The sequence below is a fragment of the Dietzia aurantiaca genome, assembly GCF_021033825.1.
GTDB lineage: Bacteria > Actinomycetota > Actinomycetes > Mycobacteriales > Mycobacteriaceae > Dietzia > Dietzia aurantiaca.
Map to the genome: position 1 here is coordinate 1 of NZ_JAIFXZ010000004.1, position 16,453 is coordinate 16,453.

The window sequence follows — 16,453 nt, forward strand, 5'->3', positions numbered from 1 at the left end:
CGCGGGATCGATCTTCTTCGGCATACAGCCATCCTCCTCGACTCAAAAGGAGGCGGCGGGAAACCTGGGGCGGTTCACCCCGGACCATCATCGACCTACCAGCACACCGCCACAGCCGCTGGTGGAACCGAAACCACCACCACTACCACCCACCCGGCAACAGCACCCTGGAAAACCGCCTCAAAACCATCATCGACAACCTCACCGACCCACCACCCTTCTGACGCCGGCCGGCACCCGCGGTGCGACATCTCGCTTCGCGCGCTCCAGAGATAGGGGAAGGTGAGCGCATGACCACGATTCCGTCCAGCCCCGCGAACAACTCCCTGGCCGACGTCATGCCCTCCCTCGCGGCCACGTTGGGAACCGAGAGCCCCAACCCCCTGGCGCTGGAGCCGGCCCAGAACGCGGTGCTCGTGCTCGTAGACGGGCTGGGCGCGGAACTCATACGCCGGTACGCCGAGCAGGCGCCCACGCTCGCTGCGATGGCCACCCGGATGATCTCCGCCGGGTTCCCCAGCACTACGGCGACAAGCCTGACGAGCCTCGCGGTCGGCGCGCCCTGCTCGAAGCACGGAATCGTGGGCTACAGCTTCCGGATATCGGACTCTGAGGGGTCGACATCGTTCAACCCGCTGAGATGGACGCTCGACTCCGCCGGAGGGCCCACGGCGATCGACCGCTTCCCGCCCCGGGACGTCCAGAAACTGCCCAGTCTTCTCGAGCTGCTGTCCGCCGACGGCGTCGACGTCACCTATGTCATGCGCGAAGATTTCCGCGACTCGGGGCTCACCCGCGCGGCGTTCCGAGCAAGCGGCGACTACCGGCCAGCCAACGCGCTCGACGAGATCAGCCGCGCGGTGGTCGAAACCGTCGCCCGCCCCTCCCGGACGAGACGGTTCGTCTACGCCTATTTCGGGGATCTCGACATGATCGGCCACATCCACGGGCCCGGCTCACCGGAGTGGCTGCAGTCGCTCCGGGAGGTCGACGCGTTCATCGCCGATCTGGCCACGGACCTCCCCCGCGGCTGCCGATTGGTCGTCACGGCGGACCACGGGATGGTCACGGCAGAGACATCCATTGACATCGACACGACCCCCGCCCTGCTCGCCGATGTCACCACCGTGGCCGGGGAAGCTCGCGTTCGTCACGCATATGCGCGCCCGGGCGCCGAACAGAGTGTGCTCTCCGCCTGGAAGTCGGAGCTCGCGGGCCACGCACGTGTCCTCAGCCGGGAACAGGCACTTAACGAGAGCCTCTTCGGCCCCGGGCGTGACCATGCCGACCGGCTGGGCGACGTGATCGCGATAGCGACCGGCGGTGTCGTCCTCACCCGATCGTGGAACGAAAAGCTGGAATCCTCACTGATCGGCCACCACGGCGCCAACACAGCTGCCGAGCAGCACATCCCCCTCATCGTGCGCTGAACGCCCGGGGGGGCGCGGCCACCATCGGACTAGCAGGTCACCAGGACCGACGGATCGCTCGTCGTGTCCAACCACCGGCCGTATGCCGTCGACCCGGCGGAACGAACGTCCGAGCAGAGTTCCTGCTTCGAATAGCCCGAGGGCCGATATACCGCATAGATGACGTTCCCGTTCTCGTCACGCTGGCGCAGCGACGGGCACGCCATATCCGTGCGTAGATAGGACGCGCCGGGGTATTGCTCCAGCGCCGACGCGATCTCCTGCGCGTAGTCGCCCGGGGCCACCGCCGAGTACAGCACGACGATCCCGCGCCCGTCGCATGCAGGCCGCGTCAGGGGGATGGGCAGCCCCAGGTCCCCTACAGTTGTGTTTCCCCGGTCACCGACAGGGGTGACAGTGGTGGACGCCTCCGGCGGCGACGCGGAAGGGGCTGGCGCTGCGGTCACGGTGACGCGCTCGGGAGCAGGTTGCTGGCTCGAGAGATCCGCGGGTACCGCTGCCGGGGGCTCATCGTCCGGAGCCGCCAGCAGATATCCCACCACGCCCGCCAGCGCCGCCACCAACACCACTACCAGCGCACCGAGCGCCTACGTGACACCGTTACGCGACTGGGCCGGGCTCGGGGGAGCCGGGCCGCACCTGGACCGGATGCGGCCGACCCCCCGTCTCATTACGGTCTGTGACATGCGTGAACGCGCATCGCAACACCCGAGAGGAGCCCGCGATGAAGGCAGTCACCTGGCACGGCAAGCGAGATGTCCGGGTAGAGGACGTCCCCGACCCGCGGATCGAGCAGCCCACCGACGCGATAGTGAAGGTCACCAGCACCAACATCTGTGGTTCGGACCTGCACCTGTACGAGGTACTGGGGCCGTTCATGAACCAGGGCGACATCCTCGGCCACGAGCCGATGGGGATCGTCGAGGAGGTCGGGGCCGAGGTCACCGACCTGAAACCCGGGGACCGTGTGGTGATGCCCTTCCAGATCTCGTGCGGCCACTGCCACATGTGCGGCAAGGGCCTGCAGACCCAGTGTGAGACCACCCAGGTCCGCGACCAGGGCATGGGCGCCGCGTTGTTCGGGTATTCCGAGCTGTACGGCAGCGTGGCCGGCGGGCAGGCCGAGTACCTGCGCGTCCCGCAGGCCCAGTACACGCACATCAAGGCCCCCCACGAGCACGCTGACGACAGGTATCTCTACCTCTCCGATGTCCTGCCGACGGCCTGGCAGGGCGTGGAGTATGCGCAGATCCCGGACGGGGGCACGGTCGTGGTACTCGGGCTGGGTCCGATCGGCGACATGGCGGCCCGGATCGCGCAGCATCGCGGCCACCGGGTTATCGGTGTGGATCCGGTCGCCGAGCGTCGTGCCCGACAGGCCCACCGCGGGGTGGAGGTCCTCGACCCGACCGCGGTGCCGGGCGAAGTCGGAGATGCGATCCGGGACATCACCGACGGCCGCGGGCCTGACTCCGTGATCGACGCGGTGGGGATGGAGGCACACGGTTCGCCTGTAGCGTCCGCGGCGCACATGGCGGTCGGGCTGCTCCCGGAGTTCCTCGGCAAGAAGATGATGGAGCACGCCGGCGTCGACCGGCTCGGTGCCTTCTATTCGGCGATCGACATCGTCGGCCGCGGTGGCACCATTTCACTCTCCGGGGTCTACGGCGGCAGCGCCGATCCGTTGCCGATGCTCACGCTCTTCGACAAGCAGGTCACGTTGAAGATGGGCCAGGCGAACGTCAAGCACTGGGTTCCGGAGATCATGCCGCTCCTCACCGACGCCGACCCGCTGGGCGTCGACGACTTCGCCACGCACCGACTCCCGCTGGCCGAGGCGCCGGGTGCGTACGAGATGTTCCAGAAGAAGGAGGACGGCGCCGTCAAGGTGGTTCTCGAGCCGTGAACCACTCCTCTGCCCCACACGGTCTGACGCCCGCGGCGTCCCGGCGATCAGTATCCGGTGCGGCGTGGGCGGGCTCGAGGACCGGTCGGGGCGTCGTCGCCGTCGTCGCCCTTCTGGCACTGCTCACCGCCTTCCTCGCCGGCTGCGGCACACCGTTTCCCAAGGACACCGACGGCAGCCTCGACCGGATCACCGGCGGCACGCTGCGCGTCGGGGTCTCGGAGAACCCGCCCTGGACCGAGGTGGGCGACGACGACTCCGTGACCGGCCGCGAGGTCGACCTGCTCACCGGGTTCGCGCGCGAGTACGACGCGTCGGTGGAGTGGACCCCCGGCGCCGAGAGCGAGCTGATCATGGCGATGGTCCGCGGAGATCTGGACATCGTCGTGGGCGGGCTGACCGCTGACTCGCCGTGGGAGAAGGAAGTCGCGCTGACAAGAGCATATGCCCAGGAAGTCACCCCGGACGGGGATACAGAGGAGATGGTGATGGCCACCCCGCTCGGCGAGAACGCCCTTCTCGTGGCGCTCGAAACCTACCTCGCACACACCGGGGAGGAGTCGTGAGCACAGAGTCCAGGCCCGCCGCCGCACACGGCCGGTCGTCGGAGCACAAGGCGGCTCAACGGCGGGCGGTGCGGCTGGAGTGGACCACCATCGCGGTCCTGCTCGTGACGGTCGCGGCCGTCTACCTCGTGTCGGGCCAGTCGCAGGCGATGAAGGTCGCGTGGATCGAGGATTCGCTCTCGCTGCTACCGCCGATCGCGTTCCTCATCGCCGCTCGTGTGGCCCACCGGGCACCGAGTACCCACTTCCCGTACGGATATCACCGGGCGGTGGGGATCGGTCACCTCGTCGCGGGGGTCGCACTGCTGGCGATGGGACTGTTCCTCGTCGTGGATTCGGGCTCCGGTCTCCTGGCCGGCGAGCGGCCGCCGCTGGGCGTCGTGGAGATCGGCGGACAGGTGATCTGGGTCGGCTGGCTGATGGTCGCGGTCATGGCGCTGTCCTGCGTGGGACCCGTCATCCTGGGCCGGATGAAGGCCGCACCGGCGGAGACGCTGCACGACAAGGTGCTCTACGCCGACGCCGACATGAACCGCGCCGATTGGAAGACGGGGATCGCCACGATCGTCGGCGTGCTGGGCATCGGCATGGGCCTGTGGTGGGCTGACGCCGCGGCCGCGCTGGTGGTGAGCGTATCGATTCTTCGGGACGGCTGGGCCAACGTGAGCGGAGCTATCCAGGGCCTGGCCGACGCGCGCCCCACCCGCTTCGACGGCACCGACCCACACCCGCTGGTCCACGAGATCGACGAGGTTCTGGACGGCGTCGACTGGGCCGACGACCACGGCGCCCGCGTGCGCGACGAGGGCCACGTCCTTCACGTCGAGGCGTTCCTCGTCCCCGCCGACGGGCAGCAGGTCACCGTCGAGATGCTGACGGCCGTGCGGCGCCGGTTGACGGACCTGAGCTGGAAGCTCGAGGACGTCGTGGTGACGGTGGTCGCCGAGGTACACGACACCCACCGACCGTCCTGAGCCCGGCCCACAGCGGCTGCGATGCGGCTCCATGCCTGGCACCCTCGGGGCATGACTATTCGGCGAAGCACCAATGAGGACGAGATCACCGACGCCGTCGACGCCGCTACGGTTCCCGAGCCGGACGTGCTCGAGCGCGCGCGGATGATCATCGTGGACAAGCTCGGCGAATGGGACAGCCTCGGTCTGGACGAGCTGGTCGAGTCGGTCTGCGAGGCCTACGAGGCGCCGTCGGGCGAGCCACTGCGGGTGGCCGATGTGAACCAAGATGCGCCCGACACCGACTCCCCCGCGCTCCGGAACCTGCGCTACGCCCGCGCCGCGCGCACTGCGGTCATCGCCCTGGTCGAGGCCGGGACGATCATCCCCGTCGCACCGCTGGACGAGGACACGGCCCTGGTCGGCGAGGGCTCGCGAACAGTCACCCCGCCCGCCAGCACCCCGGCCGCCACCGCCCAGATGGAGACCACCGACTCGGCAGCACGGCAGGCCGGCACCGACGAGGTCCTCGTGAGCGTCGGCCCGCTGCCCGAGGGTCGGCGTTTCGCGCTCGCGACGCGCTGACCCGACGCGCTGCTCTGACCCGCTGTTCAGACGCGCTGATCAGAGGGCGACCGTGGACTCCGGGTGGTCGGTCTCCTTGAGCGGCTTCTGCGCCCCACCGGAGAGCCCCGCGCCCTCGACACGAGCGTCCCGGTAGCGCTCTGCCTGCGCCTGCGTAATGGGGTCGCGGGCGCCGTCCTTGGCGTAACAGACCGGCAGCCAGGCGCCGTCGCCGTCGAGCCGCGCGACGATCCGCGGACGCAGACGGAAGGGCTGGATCGAATCCGACCACGCGATCAGCAGATCGAGATTCTTGCCGCTGGCGTCCGGCAGCGAATCGCTCAGGCAGAAATGCTGGACGCTGCGCCACACCGCGTACTGCGCGTCGGCCACCGACACCGGGTCGACGGTCGCGGCTCTGGGGGCACGAGTGGTGCGGCTCCTGGTGGCCGCGGCGGGCGCTGCGGGCGGGGGCGGCGGAGGGGAGTTCTCCCCCGACTCGACCCGGCGGCGAGCCTCCTCCATACGACGCTGCCGCCGCTCCGCCGCCGATACATCGCCCGAATCCCAGAAGCCCGTCATGGCGGACGACTTTACGCGGCCGACACCCGTTGTCGCCTCATCGCAGCACCCGGATGGGGGCCGACCTCACACCGCCGCCCGGTCGGCGCCCGGTCCGCGTCAACGACACACGGTGTTCACATATCGAGGCCGAGGTCCAGGACGCCGACCGAGTGCGTCAGACCGCCCACGGCAAGGAAGTCGACACCGCAGCGCGCGTAGTCGGCGGCCACATCGAGCGTCAGTCCCCCACTGGACTCCAGGCGTGTGCCGGGCGAGACCTTGTCGCGTCGCTGGACCGCGATCTGGGTCTGCCACACCGGGAAGTTGTCGAGCAGGACCAGGTCGACCTTCTCGTCCAGCATCTGGTCCAGTTGCTCCAGCGAGTCGACCTCCACCTCGCACGGCAGCTGCGGGAACCTCTCACGGACCGCGGCCAGCGCGGGCAGCACACCGCCGGCGGCCACCACGTGGTTGTCCTTGACCAGGACCGCGTCCCCGAGTCCCAGCCGGTGATTGACACCACCGCCGCAGCGCACCGCGTACTTCTGCAGCAGCCGTAGGCCGGGCATCGTCTTGCGGGTGTCTCGTACGGCGCAGTCGGTGCCGGCGAGCTCGTCGGCCCACACCCGCGTCGCCGTCGCGACACCGGACAGGTGGCACACCAGGTTGAGCAGCGTGCGTTCGGCGGTCAGCAGTCCCAGGGTCGGGGCGGCGATCTCGGCCACCACCTCGCCGGCCTCGACGCGGTCGCCGTCGGCAGCGAGCAGGGTCACGGCGAAGTCGTCGGAGCCGACTCCGGGGCCGTTGCCTCCGAGCACCTCCGCGAGGACCATCTCGACCAGCGGTAGACCGGCCACGACCCCGTCCGATCGCGAAGCCAGCCGCGCGGTCGCCCGGTCGTCCGCCGGCACGGTCGCGAGCGAGGTCGCGTCCGGGCCGTAGCGCAGGTCCTCCTCGAGTGCACGACGGATCGCGATCACCGCGTCCGCGCGGGTGACGGCATCGAGAGTGGGGGCGCCGTGGCTAGGGGCGCTGTGGGTAGGGGCGCTGTCGTCGTCGTTCACTCTCCCGACCCCGGATTGCCGATCGCGATCATGCGCTCGACCGACCCGCGCGCGGCCTCGGCGGTGACGGGGTCCACGTCGACCTCGTCGGCACCCTCGACCAGGGCACGCAGCAGCGCGGCCGGGGTGATCATCTTCATGAAGGGGCAGCTCGCGTCCTCGTTGACCGGCAGGAAGTCGATCTCCGGCGCCGCCTTGCGCAGTTGGTGGATCATGCCGACCTCGGTGGCCACCAGGACCTCACGCGCGCCGGAGGCGCGGGCCGCGTCGACCATCCCGCCGGTCGACAGGATCTTGACCTGCTCCGCGGGCACCGCGCCCTCGGTGGCCAGGTGCAACGCGCTGGTCGCGCAGCCGCACTCCGGATGGACGAACAGCTCGGCGCCCGGATGGGACTCCGACTTCGCGGTGAGCTGGTCGCCGTTGATCGCGGCGTGGACGTGGCACTCGCCCGCCCACACCAGGACGTTGCCGCGGCCCGTCTTGCGCCGCACGTGGGCCCCGAGGAACTGGTCGGGCAGGAAGAGGATCTCCCGGTCGGGATCGATCGACTCCACCACGTCGACCGCGTTGGAACTGGTGCAGCAGATATCGGTGAGTGCCTTCACCGCGGCGGTCGTGTTGACGTAGGAGACCACGACGGCGTCCGGATGCTCGGACTTCCACTCGGCCAACTGCTCGGCGGTGATGGAGTCGGCGAGCGAACACCCGGCGGCCTCGTCGGGGATGAGGACCGTCTTCTCGGGCGAGAGGATCTTGGCGGTCTCCGCCATGAAATGCACGCCGCAGAAGATGATGGTCGACTGCTCGGCGCTCGCCGCGACGCGCGACAGGGCCAGCGAGTCCCCCACGTGGTGGGCGATGTCCTGGATGGCCGGAATCTCGTAGTTGTGCGCGAGGATCACGGCGTCGCGCTCGGCCGCGAGTCTGCGGATCTCCGAGGCCCACATCTCGTCGGGCTCGACGCCGGTGTACATCGATCCGTCGTGGCGGACCTTCCCGGCCAGCGGCGAATCGAGCCGCCCCACGGCGGTGTCGGTTCCAGTGGCAGTGCTCATCCCTGCCCCCTCTCGGGTAGAAAGTTCAGGCCGATACCCCACCGGCCGCGTTTTCGTCTTACAATCGAAAACGTGCATGAGTGTAACACCGGTCACGAGGTGCTCGTCGTCGTGGGCCAGGTACGGCCGACCCCAGGTGCCGCCGCGCCGTCACTTCACGTACTGCTCTGGCAGCACTCCCTGGGCCCCGCCGCCGGACGCTGGGCGCTGCCCGGCGGTGAGGTTCGTAACGACGAGGACCTCCCCACCTCCGCCACACGTCAACTCGACGAGAAGGTCGATGTCCGCGAGCTCAGCCACCTGGAATCGGTGTCCGACTTCTCCGATCCGGGGCGTGTGCCGGGTCGTCGCGTGTTCGCGTCCGGCTTCCTCGGCGTGCTGCCGAGCGACGCCGACCCCGACATCCCGGACGACACCGCGTGGTTCCGGGTCGACGACCTGCCGGAGACCGCGTTCGACCACGCGGAGATCATCGCCCGCGCCCGGCTCCGGCTGGCGGCCAAGCTCTCCTACTCCACGCTGGGCTTCGCCCTCGCCCCCGAGGAGTTCACGCTCTCCCTGCTCGCGCAGCTCTACGGTGCCGCGCTCGGGCACCCGGTGGACCCGACCAACCTGCAGCGGATCCTCACCCGGCGCGGCGAGCTCGTGCGGTGCGGGCGCAGCGCTCCCCCGGGCCCGTCAGGTGGTCGACCGGCGGCGCTCTACCGCTTCGCCGAGCGACGGCTACGGATCACCGATCAGTTCGCGACTCTCCGGCCACCGGGTCCGGCAGACGGCTGAAGTGGGCCAGGGCCGCGACCGCGAACAGCGCGATCATCGTGCCCCACACCAGCCAGCCCGCGCCCGGCGGCAACCAGTCCCACGACGGGCCCGAGGTGCCGTAGATCATCCGGTCGAAGAACAGGGCTCCGACGGCAGGCGCCTGCGAGACCACCCCACCAGCCGGGGCGTCCTGGGGCGGCGAGGCCACGAGGTCGGCGATCCGCGTGGCGTCCATGGCGGCAAGGGCGCACGCTAACCCTGGCAGGAGCGCGAGCGCGGGCACGCCCAGCGGGCGTCGCAGTCCCGGATGCCGGTGCCAGAGGACGAGCGCGGCGCACACGGACGCGAAGCCGAGCAGGACCACCAGCATCAAGAGCTGGCTCCCGCCGTCAACGCCGGCGTCGGGGAACCGGACGCCCCGCCCCTGCCCCACGGACAAGAGCTCCGAGCGCGGCGCGGCGACGATCCACACCAGCACCGCGACGATGAACGGCGCGAGAAGCCCGACGAGGGTCCCCACCGCGCGCGGCAACCCGCGGACGTTGCGCCGGTCACCTGTGGACGACGACGTGCTGGTCATGAGCGGGACTGTACCAACGCCCGAGCGCACCGACACGGGAGATCCGGGGCGGCTGTGGTCTAATCGGACCCGGCTCCGCCCACCTATCAACCGGACGAGACGTCAGGAAGTACCCGCCAGTGGCCACCAGCTCTACTCCCGCGACCACTGGTCGGTCGCGGAAGACGATGGCATACCGGCACGACATCGACGGCCTGCGGGGACTGGCGATCGCCTTGGTGGTGGTCTTCCACATCTGGATGGGCCGGGTCTCCGGCGGCGTCGATGTCTTCCTCGCCCTGTCCGGGTTCTTCTTCCTCGGGTCCCTGCTCCGCGGCGCGGGTAGCACGCGCACTCCGCTGAACCCCCTGCCCCACCTCCAGCGCCTCGTGCGGCGGCTCTACCCGGCGCTCGCGGTGACCATCGCCGCCACGGTCCTGGGCACCATGCTCATCAAGCCGCCCACGCAGTGGACGGCGATCTTCGACCAGACCGTCGCGTCGCTGCTCTACTACCAGAACTGGGAATTGGCGTACACCGCCGCGGACTACGCCGCGGCCGATGCGACCATCTCCCCGCTGCAGCATCTGTGGTCGATGTCCGTCCAGGGGCAGTTCTATCTGATCGCGCTCACCGTGATCCTCGGCGGCACCGCACTCTGGCGACTCCTTGTGCGCCGCGGCACCCCCAAACGGTTCCTGGTCGCCGTGGTCGCCGCCGGCACCATCGCCTCGGTGTGGTGGTCGGCGATCGGGCAGGACGCGAACCAGGCCTGGAACTACTACGACACCGCGTCCCGCATGTGGGAGCTACTCATCGGCGGTCTGGTGGCCATCGTGCTCGCCGGAATCGTCCTGCCGTGGCCGCTGCGTCTGATAGCCACGGTCTCCGGCCTGTTCCTCGTGGTGAGCACCGGGTTCTTCTTCGACGGCGCCGCATACTTCCCCGGCCCGCTCGCCTGGTATCCCATCGGTGGCGCACTACTCATCGTGCTCGGCGGAAACCTGCCCGCGGGCCAGCGTGCGACCCCCGCCAGGGACCCCATCACCTGGTTGCTGTCCGGAAAGGTGTTCCGCCGACTGGGCGATATCTCCTACTCGCTGTACCTGTGGCACTGGCCACTGCTCATCCTGTGGCTGTCCTACGACAGGGAGAACGAGACCACGTTCGTCTCCGGTACGGCGATTATCGTGATCTCGCTCGTGCTGGCCCTGATCACCGAGAAGTACATCGAGCGGCCGCTACGGATGGCCAGCCGGGCGAAGGGTCAGAAGACCCCCGCCGCCCTCGCGCGCGACATGCTCAGGGGCGCACCCGCGCGAACGGGCCGCCAGAAGCGCCAGTTCGTCGGTGCGACCGCGCTCGTCGTCGTCGCCGCCGTCGCCTCGCTCGGCACGGTCGGATGGTGGAGCGCCACCGCCTCCTCCCGGTCGTCGGTCCCTTACGTCGACTCCCTCACCGACCCCGTCCACCCGGGCGCTCGCGCCTTCTTCGACGGTGTCGGCGCCCCGGCGGACGCCCCGTACCTGCCCTCCCTTCTCCAGGTCGGCCACGATCTGCCGCCCAGCACCATGGACGGCTGCATCTCGACCTTCGAGTCCAGTGACGTGATCCTGTGCGTCTACGGCGACGAGGCCGCCACCCGCACCATCGCGCTGACCGGCGGATCCCACGCCGAGCATTGGATCAGCGGACTCGACGAGGTCGGGCGCCACTACGGGTTCCGGGTGGTCACCGTCCTCAAGATGGGCTGCCCCCTCACGCTCGACGCCACGGTCTCCGACAACGACGAACTACTGTACGAAAGCTGCGCCGAGTGGACCCCCAAGGCTCTGGGCGCCGTGGCCGGACTGCAGCCGGACTTCGTGTTCACCACGGCGACCCGGCCGGTGGGCGTCATGGGGCCCGACGTCGCCCCGCGGCAGTACGTCGACTTGTGGCGTGCGCTCGGCGAGCAGGGCATCAACGTGATCGCCATCCGCGACACCCCGTGGCTCAACAACGGCCGCGGACCGATCCGCGCCAGCGACTGCCTGGGCGACGGCGGCACCCCCGAGGAGTGCGGGATGCCGCGCGAGAGGTCCATCTCGCCCATCAACCCCGCCTCGCTCGCCGCCGCCGGACTCGACAATGTGCGGTTGATCGACCTGACCGACGGGTTGTGCGACCCCGAGAGCTGCCCTGTCGTGGTGGGCAACGTGATCGTCTACCACGACTCGCATCACCTGTCGGGGTCGTGGGTCCGGTCCGCCTCGGGCGAGCTGGCCCGGCAACTGGGACCCGCGACCGGCTGGTGGTGACCCCGGCGTAGCCCGTTACCGCCCCGAACCCCCGGTGTCGAGCACGCTGACCAGCGGCTCGATTCACGGGCGGTCCCGCGCGCGGCGTAAGCACTACTCTTGGACTTCGTGACCAACGCCGACCCCCAGCCGTCCGCTCCCGAACTCGTCCGCTCCTGGCCGGGCACCGCGTACCCACTCGGCGCGACCTACGACGGGACCGGCACCAACTTCGCGCTGTTCTCCGAGGTCGCCGAGGCGGTCGAGCTCTGCCTCATCGACCGCGACGGCGTCGAGTCGCGCATCGAACTCACCGAAGTCGACGGCCACATCTGGCACTGCTACCTGCTCGGCGTGACCCCCGGCCAGCGCTACGGCTACCGCGTGCACGGGCCCTACGAGCCCGAGCAGGGGCTGCGGTGCGACCCGTCCAAACTCCTGCTCGACCCGTACGGCAAGGCGTTCAGCGGAGCGTTCGACGGCGACCCCAGCCTCCACAGCTACGACCTCGACGACCCCACGCAGCGCAACACCGACGACTCGCTCGGGCACACCATGACCACAGTGGTGATCAACCCGTTCTTCGACTGGGGGAACGACCGCGCGCCGGGACACGAGTACCACAACACCGTCATCTACGAGGCCCACGTCAAGGGCATGACCGCCACGCACCCGGATGTTCCGGCCGAGATGCGGGGCACCTACGCCGGACTGTGCCACCCGGCGATCATCGAGCACCTCAAGGACCTGGGCGTCACCGCCATCGAGCTGATGCCCGTCCACCAGTTCATGCAGGACCAGCGCCTGATCGACCTGGGGCTGCGGAACTACTGGGGCTACAACAGCTTCGGCTTCCTGGCCCCGCACAACGAGTACGCGTTCGCCGAGAAGCCGGGCGACGCCGTGGCCGAGTTCAAGGCCATGGTCAAGACCTTCCACGACGCGGACATCGAGGTGATCCTCGACGTGGTCTACAACCACACGGCCGAGGGCAACCATCTGGGGCCGACGATCGGCTTCCGGGGCATCGACAACCAGGCCTACTACCGGCTGGTCGAGGGCGACGAGCAGCACTACATGGACTACACCGGAACCGGGAACACGCTCAATGTGCGGCACCCGCACTCCCTGCAGCTGATCATGGACTCGCTGCGCTACTGGATCCTCGAGATGCACGTCGACGGTTTCCGCTTCGACCTGGCCTCCACCCTGGCGCGCGGTCTGCACGACGTGGACCGGCTGTCGTCGTTCTTCGACCTGGTGCAGCAGGACCCGGTGGTCAGTCAGGTCAAACTCATCGCCGAGCCGTGGGACGTCGGCGAGGGCGGCTACCAGGTCGGCAACTTCCCTCCGCTGTGGACCGAGTGGAACGGGCAGTTCCGTGACACGGTTCGCGACTTCTGGCGCGGTGAGCCCGCCACCGTGGGCGAATTCGCCTCGCGACTGACCGGGTCCTCCGACCTGTACGAGCACACCGGTCGCCGTCCCACCGCGTCGATCAACTTCGTCACCGCGCACGACGGGTTCACTCTCAACGACCTGGTCAGCTATAACGAGAAGCACAACGACGCCAACGGCGAGGACGGCAACGACGGCGAGAGCCATAACCGTTCCTGGAACTGCGGCGTCGAAGGCCCCACGGACGACCCCGACGTGCTCGCGCTGCGCCACCGGCAGCGCCGCAATCTGCTCACCACGCTCATCCTGTCCCAGGGCACGCCGATGATCGCGCACGGTGACGAGATAGCCCGCACCCAGGACGGCAACAACAACGTCTACTGCCAGGACAACGAGCTCGCCTGGATGAACTGGGAACTCGACGACGAACAGGCCGACCTCCTCGAGTTCACCCGCGCACTCATCCGGCTGCGCAAGGACCACCCGGTGTTCCGCCGCCGCCGCTTCTTCGGGACACCGTTGCGCGGCGAGGAGGACCCGCAGGACATCGCCTGGTTCGCCCCGGACGGCTCCGAGATGACCAGCAAGGACTGGGACTCCGGCTTCGGCAAGTCCCTGGGCGTGTTCCTCAACGGCGAGGGCATCCACGAGCCGGACGAGCGTGGCCAGCGGATCGTCGATGACTCGTTCCTGCTGCTGTTCAACGCCCACCACGAGCCGATCGAGTTCGCCCTCCTGGGCAGCGAGTACGCGCACGAGTGGCAGGTCGTCCTGGACACCGCGAGCTACACGGGCGACGAGACCCCCGCTCTGCCGGCCGACGGTTCCCTCTCGGTCGACGGCCGCTCGACAGTGGTACTGCGGAAGCTGAGCTGACCGTGCGCCGGCTCCCCTCCAGCACCTATCGGCTCCAGCTCCGCACCCCGTCCTCCGACCCCGACGGCTGTGGCTTCACCCTTGCCGACGCCCGCGATCTGCTGCCCTACCTCGCCGACCTCGGGGTGGGTGCGGTGTACCTGTCGCCGATCCTCGAGGCCACGCCCGGCTCGACCCACGGCTACGACGTGGTGGATCCGACCACGGTCTCAGCCGAGCTCGGCGGGATCGACGGACTACGCGAGTTACGGGCCGCCTGCCGGGAGCACGGACTGGGCCTGGTGGTGGACATCGTGCCCAACCACCTGGGTGTGGACGAGCCGGCCGCCAACCCCTGGTGGTGGGATGCGCTGCGCAGGGGCCCGGAGTCACCGTATTACCCGTTCTTCGACTTCGACACGTCCCCCGCCAACGGCGCCGACGGTCGGATCGCCATCCCGGTGCTCGGCTCGCCGGACGATGTGGCGGACCTCGTCGTCGTCGCCCCCACCGACACTCCCAGCGGTGAGGCGGAGCTCCACTTCTACGAGCACCGGTTCCCGATCGCCCCCGGCACGGACGGACCAGTCCCCGGCACGGAGGGATCAGCCCCCGACACCGACGGCGGCTCGGCGCGGGAGGTCCACGACCGGCAGCACTACCGGCTGGTGCACTGGCGCGAGCCGCTGCTGGGCTACCGGCGGTTCTTCACCGTCACCGGCCTGGCAGGGCTGCGACAGGAGGACCCGGCCGTCTTCGACGCCACGCACGCCGAGGTGCGCCGGTGGTGCGAGGAGGACCTGGTCGACGGGATCCGCGTCGATCACCCCGACGGGCTGGCCGATCCCGTGGAGTACACACGGCGGCTCCGCGAGCTGGTCGGCGACGAGCGCTGGCTGTTGCTGGAGAAGATCCTCGCGCCCGGTGACGCCACGACCCCGCCCGAGGTGCTGGATCCGGTGATGCCCGTAGACGGAACCACCGGGTACGACGCATTGCGCCTCATCGACCAACTGCTGGTCGACACCCGCGGCGAGGCGCGGCTGTCCGCGCTGGCCGCGCGGTACTGCGGCGGTCCCGGTGACGAGGCTCAGGTGCACGCGCAGTCCGCGGAGATCAAACGCCGGATCGTGAGCGAGGACCTGGCGCCCGAGTTGGCGCGGTTGGTTCGGGCGGTGCGCCGCGACGGTGGTAGTGGCGACGACGACGAGGCCACCACCGGCGCCGACGCTCACCTGAGGGAGGCACTGCTCTCCGTGATCGCGCAGACACCGTTCTATCGGGCCGACTATCCCGTCCTGCGTGGCACTCTCCCGGCGATCCTGAACCGGCTGCGTGGGCAGCGGCCCGAGCTGGCGCCGCCGCTGCGGCTCCTGGGTGTCGCACTGGCCCGCGGGGGCGAGGCGTCGGTCAGGCTCGCACAGGTCACCGGGGCCGTCACCGCGAAGGCCGAGGAGGACCGGCTGTTCTATCGGCTCGGTCGGCTCGTCTCGCTCAACGAGGTGGGCGGGTCGCCGGGGCGGATGGACCTGTCGGTCGAGGCGTTCCATCTGACGATGGCCGAGCGCGCCTCCTCGACACCAGGGGCCATGACGGCACTGTCCACCCACGACACCAAACGCGGTGAGGACGTGCGCGCCAGGATCTCCGTACTGTCCCAGGTCCCCGACGAGTGGGCCGGATTCGTCGCGGCGGTGTTCGACGAGTTCCCACCGCCTGCCGAAGACGCCGCGTATTTCCTGTTACAGGTGATCGTGGGCGTGTGGCCGGAGCCGGGCGGCCCGTCCGAGCAGCTGCGCTCGCGACTGCACGCGTACGCCGACAAGGCGATGCGGGAGGCCGCCGTCCATACGACGTGGACGGATCAGGATGCCGGGTTCGAGTCGCGGATGCACCGGTGGATCGACGCGCTGATCGACTCCGGTGCCGGGGCGGTGGGCGCGTTCGTCGAGCGCATCGCGCCTGCAGGGCGGGACAATTCGCTCGTGGCCAAGGCCGTGCAACTGCTGTCGCCCGGCGTGCCGGACGTCTACCAGGGCACGGAGGTCTGGGAGGACTCGCTCGTCGACCCCGACAACCGCCGGTTCGTGGACTTCGAGCCGCTGCGGTCGGGGGCGGTCGCGCGGGCCGGTCATTGCAAGTTCCTGCTGGTGCGCGAACTCCTGAGGCTGCGGCGCGAGCATCCGGAGGCGATGGCCGGTGGCGCGTACCTACCGATACCGGTGCACGGCCCGGCCGCCGCCGACGTCGTGGCGTTCCGGCGGCCTCTCGTGCCCGCCGCCGACGGGAGCCGGCCCGCGGTCGGACTCATCGCCCGACTACGCACCGCGGCGAAGTCAGCCGACGAGCTCCTCGGGACGGTCGCCGAGTTGCCCGCGGGTTCGTGGGTGGTGCGCCCCGATGGCGCCGAGATCTCGGGCCGCGTCGACGTGGGTGAACTGCTGTCGGCGACGCCCGTCGTCGTCATCGTCCGCGAGTAGGGCTGGCGGCGGCGA

At 69.6% G+C, this 16,453-nt stretch carries 15 protein-coding genes; 10 read left to right on the forward strand and 5 right to left on the reverse strand.

The features are described from left to right. A partial coding sequence (locus K3888_RS06325; RefSeq protein ID WP_230929412.1) for a hypothetical protein occupies positions 1–224 on the forward strand: 224 nt, incomplete at its 5' end. Between the two features lie 66 nt (positions 225–290). After that, positions 291–1,430, forward strand: coding sequence for an alkaline phosphatase family protein (locus K3888_RS06330; RefSeq protein ID WP_230929413.1), 1,140 nt, complete (start codon positions 291–293; stop codon positions 1,428–1,430). A 29-nt stretch (positions 1,431–1,459) separates the two neighbouring features. On the opposite strand, the gene K3888_RS06335 is transcribed toward K3888_RS06330, so the two are convergent. Next, the gene (locus K3888_RS06335) at positions 1,460–1,999 is read right to left on the reverse strand and encodes a serine/threonine protein kinase (protein ID WP_230929414.1); all 540 of its coding nucleotides are present in this window, start codon (positions 1,997–1,999) and stop codon (positions 1,460–1,462) included. Positions 2,000–2,154: 155 nt separating this feature from the next. On the opposite strand from K3888_RS06335, the gene K3888_RS06340 reads away from it, so the two are divergent. The 4 genes from K3888_RS06340 to K3888_RS06355 are packed head-to-tail and all read left to right on the forward strand — an operon-like array spanning position 2,155 to position 5,440. Beyond that, positions 2,155–3,336, forward strand: a complete 1,182-nt coding sequence (locus tag K3888_RS06340; protein WP_230929415.1) for a zinc-dependent alcohol dehydrogenase — start codon at positions 2,155–2,157, stop codon at positions 3,334–3,336. After that, positions 3,333–3,902 carry a substrate-binding periplasmic protein gene (locus K3888_RS06345; protein ID WP_230929416.1) on the forward strand — a complete coding sequence of 190 codons (570 nt, stop codon included), beginning with the start codon at positions 3,333–3,335 and terminating at the stop codon, positions 3,900–3,902. Before K3888_RS06340 ends, K3888_RS06345 begins: the two co-directional genes overlap by 4 nt. After that, the gene (locus tag K3888_RS06350; protein ID WP_230929417.1) at positions 3,899–4,876 is read left to right on the forward strand and encodes a cation efflux transmembrane domain-containing protein; all 978 of its coding nucleotides are present in this window, start codon (positions 3,899–3,901) and stop codon (positions 4,874–4,876) included. The genes K3888_RS06345 and K3888_RS06350 overlap by 4 nt, the downstream gene beginning before the upstream one ends. 51 nt (positions 4,877–4,927) lie before the next feature. Further along, positions 4,928–5,440, forward strand: coding sequence for a hypothetical protein (locus tag K3888_RS06355; protein ID WP_230929418.1), 513 nt, complete (start codon positions 4,928–4,930; stop codon positions 5,438–5,440). 39 nt (positions 5,441–5,479) lie between these two features. Here the strand turns inward: K3888_RS06355 and K3888_RS06360 are convergent, their stop codons facing one another. The 3 genes from K3888_RS06360 to nadA all read right to left on the reverse strand — a co-directional run bounded on the left by K3888_RS06360 (position 5,480) and on the right by nadA (position 8,024). Continuing rightward, a complete protein-coding gene (locus tag K3888_RS06360) occupies positions 5,480–6,001 on the reverse strand; it encodes a hypothetical protein (RefSeq protein ID WP_230929419.1) in 522 nt (173 codons plus the stop codon). Between the two features lie 116 nt (positions 6,002–6,117). Next, on the reverse strand, positions 6,118–6,963 hold the full coding sequence (nadC, locus tag K3888_RS06365) for a carboxylating nicotinate-nucleotide diphosphorylase (RefSeq protein ID WP_230929592.1): 846 nt from the start codon (positions 6,961–6,963) through the stop codon (positions 6,118–6,120). 80 nt (positions 6,964–7,043) lie between these two features. After that, positions 7,044–8,024, reverse strand: coding sequence for a quinolinate synthase NadA (nadA, locus tag K3888_RS06370; protein ID WP_230929593.1), 981 nt, complete (start codon positions 8,022–8,024; stop codon positions 7,044–7,046). A 153-nt stretch (positions 8,025–8,177) separates the two neighbouring features. Here nadA and K3888_RS06375 point away from each other — a divergent pair, with 153 nt between their 5' ends. After that, positions 8,178–8,885: an NUDIX hydrolase gene (locus K3888_RS06375; protein WP_308281907.1), complete on the forward strand. Its 708-nt coding sequence runs from the start codon at positions 8,178–8,180 to the stop codon at positions 8,883–8,885. Here K3888_RS06375 and K3888_RS06380 read toward each other — a convergent pair. After that, positions 8,836–9,447, reverse strand: coding sequence for a hypothetical protein (locus K3888_RS06380; protein ID WP_230929420.1), 612 nt, complete (start codon positions 9,445–9,447; stop codon positions 8,836–8,838). The genes K3888_RS06375 and K3888_RS06380 overlap by 50 nt on opposite strands. 167 nt (positions 9,448–9,614) lie before the next feature. On the opposite strand from K3888_RS06380, the gene K3888_RS06385 reads away from it, so the two are divergent. The 3 genes from K3888_RS06385 (at position 9,615) to treY (ending at position 16,438) form a co-directional block, all read left to right on the forward strand. Continuing rightward, entirely contained in the window at positions 9,615–11,726 is a 2,112-nt protein-coding gene (locus tag K3888_RS06385; protein ID WP_230929421.1) for an acyltransferase family protein, read from the forward strand. Between the two features lie 108 nt (positions 11,727–11,834). Then, on the forward strand, positions 11,835–13,979 hold the full coding sequence (gene glgX, locus K3888_RS06390; protein WP_230929422.1) for a glycogen debranching protein GlgX: 2,145 nt from the start codon (positions 11,835–11,837) through the stop codon (positions 13,977–13,979). Next, positions 13,976–16,438 carry a malto-oligosyltrehalose synthase gene (treY, locus tag K3888_RS06395; RefSeq protein WP_372459541.1) on the forward strand — a complete coding sequence of 821 codons (2,463 nt, stop codon included), beginning with the start codon at positions 13,976–13,978 and terminating at the stop codon, positions 16,436–16,438. Before glgX ends, treY begins: the two co-directional genes overlap by 4 nt. Positions 16,439–16,453: the final 15 nt, after the last annotated feature.

Excerpts from the sequence above, each read along its gene's own strand:
- K3888_RS06385 (WP_230929421.1), top strand. The coding sequence starts at position 9,615 with ATGGCATACCGGCACGACATCGACGGCCTGCGGGGACTGGCGATCGCC.
- K3888_RS06355 (WP_230929418.1), top strand. The coding sequence starts at position 4,928 with ATGACTATTCGGCGAAGCACCAATGAGGACGAGATCACCGACGCCGTC.
- K3888_RS06380 (WP_230929420.1), bottom strand. The coding sequence starts at position 9,447 with ATGACCAGCACGTCGTCGTCCACAGGTGACCGGCGCAACGTCCGCGGG.
- nadA (WP_230929593.1), bottom strand. The coding sequence starts at position 8,024 with ATGTACACCGGCGTCGAGCCCGACGAGATGTGGGCCTCGGAGATCCGC.
- K3888_RS06340 (WP_230929415.1), top strand. The coding sequence starts at position 2,155 with ATGAAGGCAGTCACCTGGCACGGCAAGCGAGATGTCCGGGTAGAGGAC.
- K3888_RS06360 (WP_230929419.1), bottom strand. The coding sequence starts at position 6,001 with ATGACGGGCTTCTGGGATTCGGGCGATGTATCGGCGGCGGAGCGGCGG.
- K3888_RS06330 (WP_230929413.1), top strand. The coding sequence starts at position 291 with ATGACCACGATTCCGTCCAGCCCCGCGAACAACTCCCTGGCCGACGTC.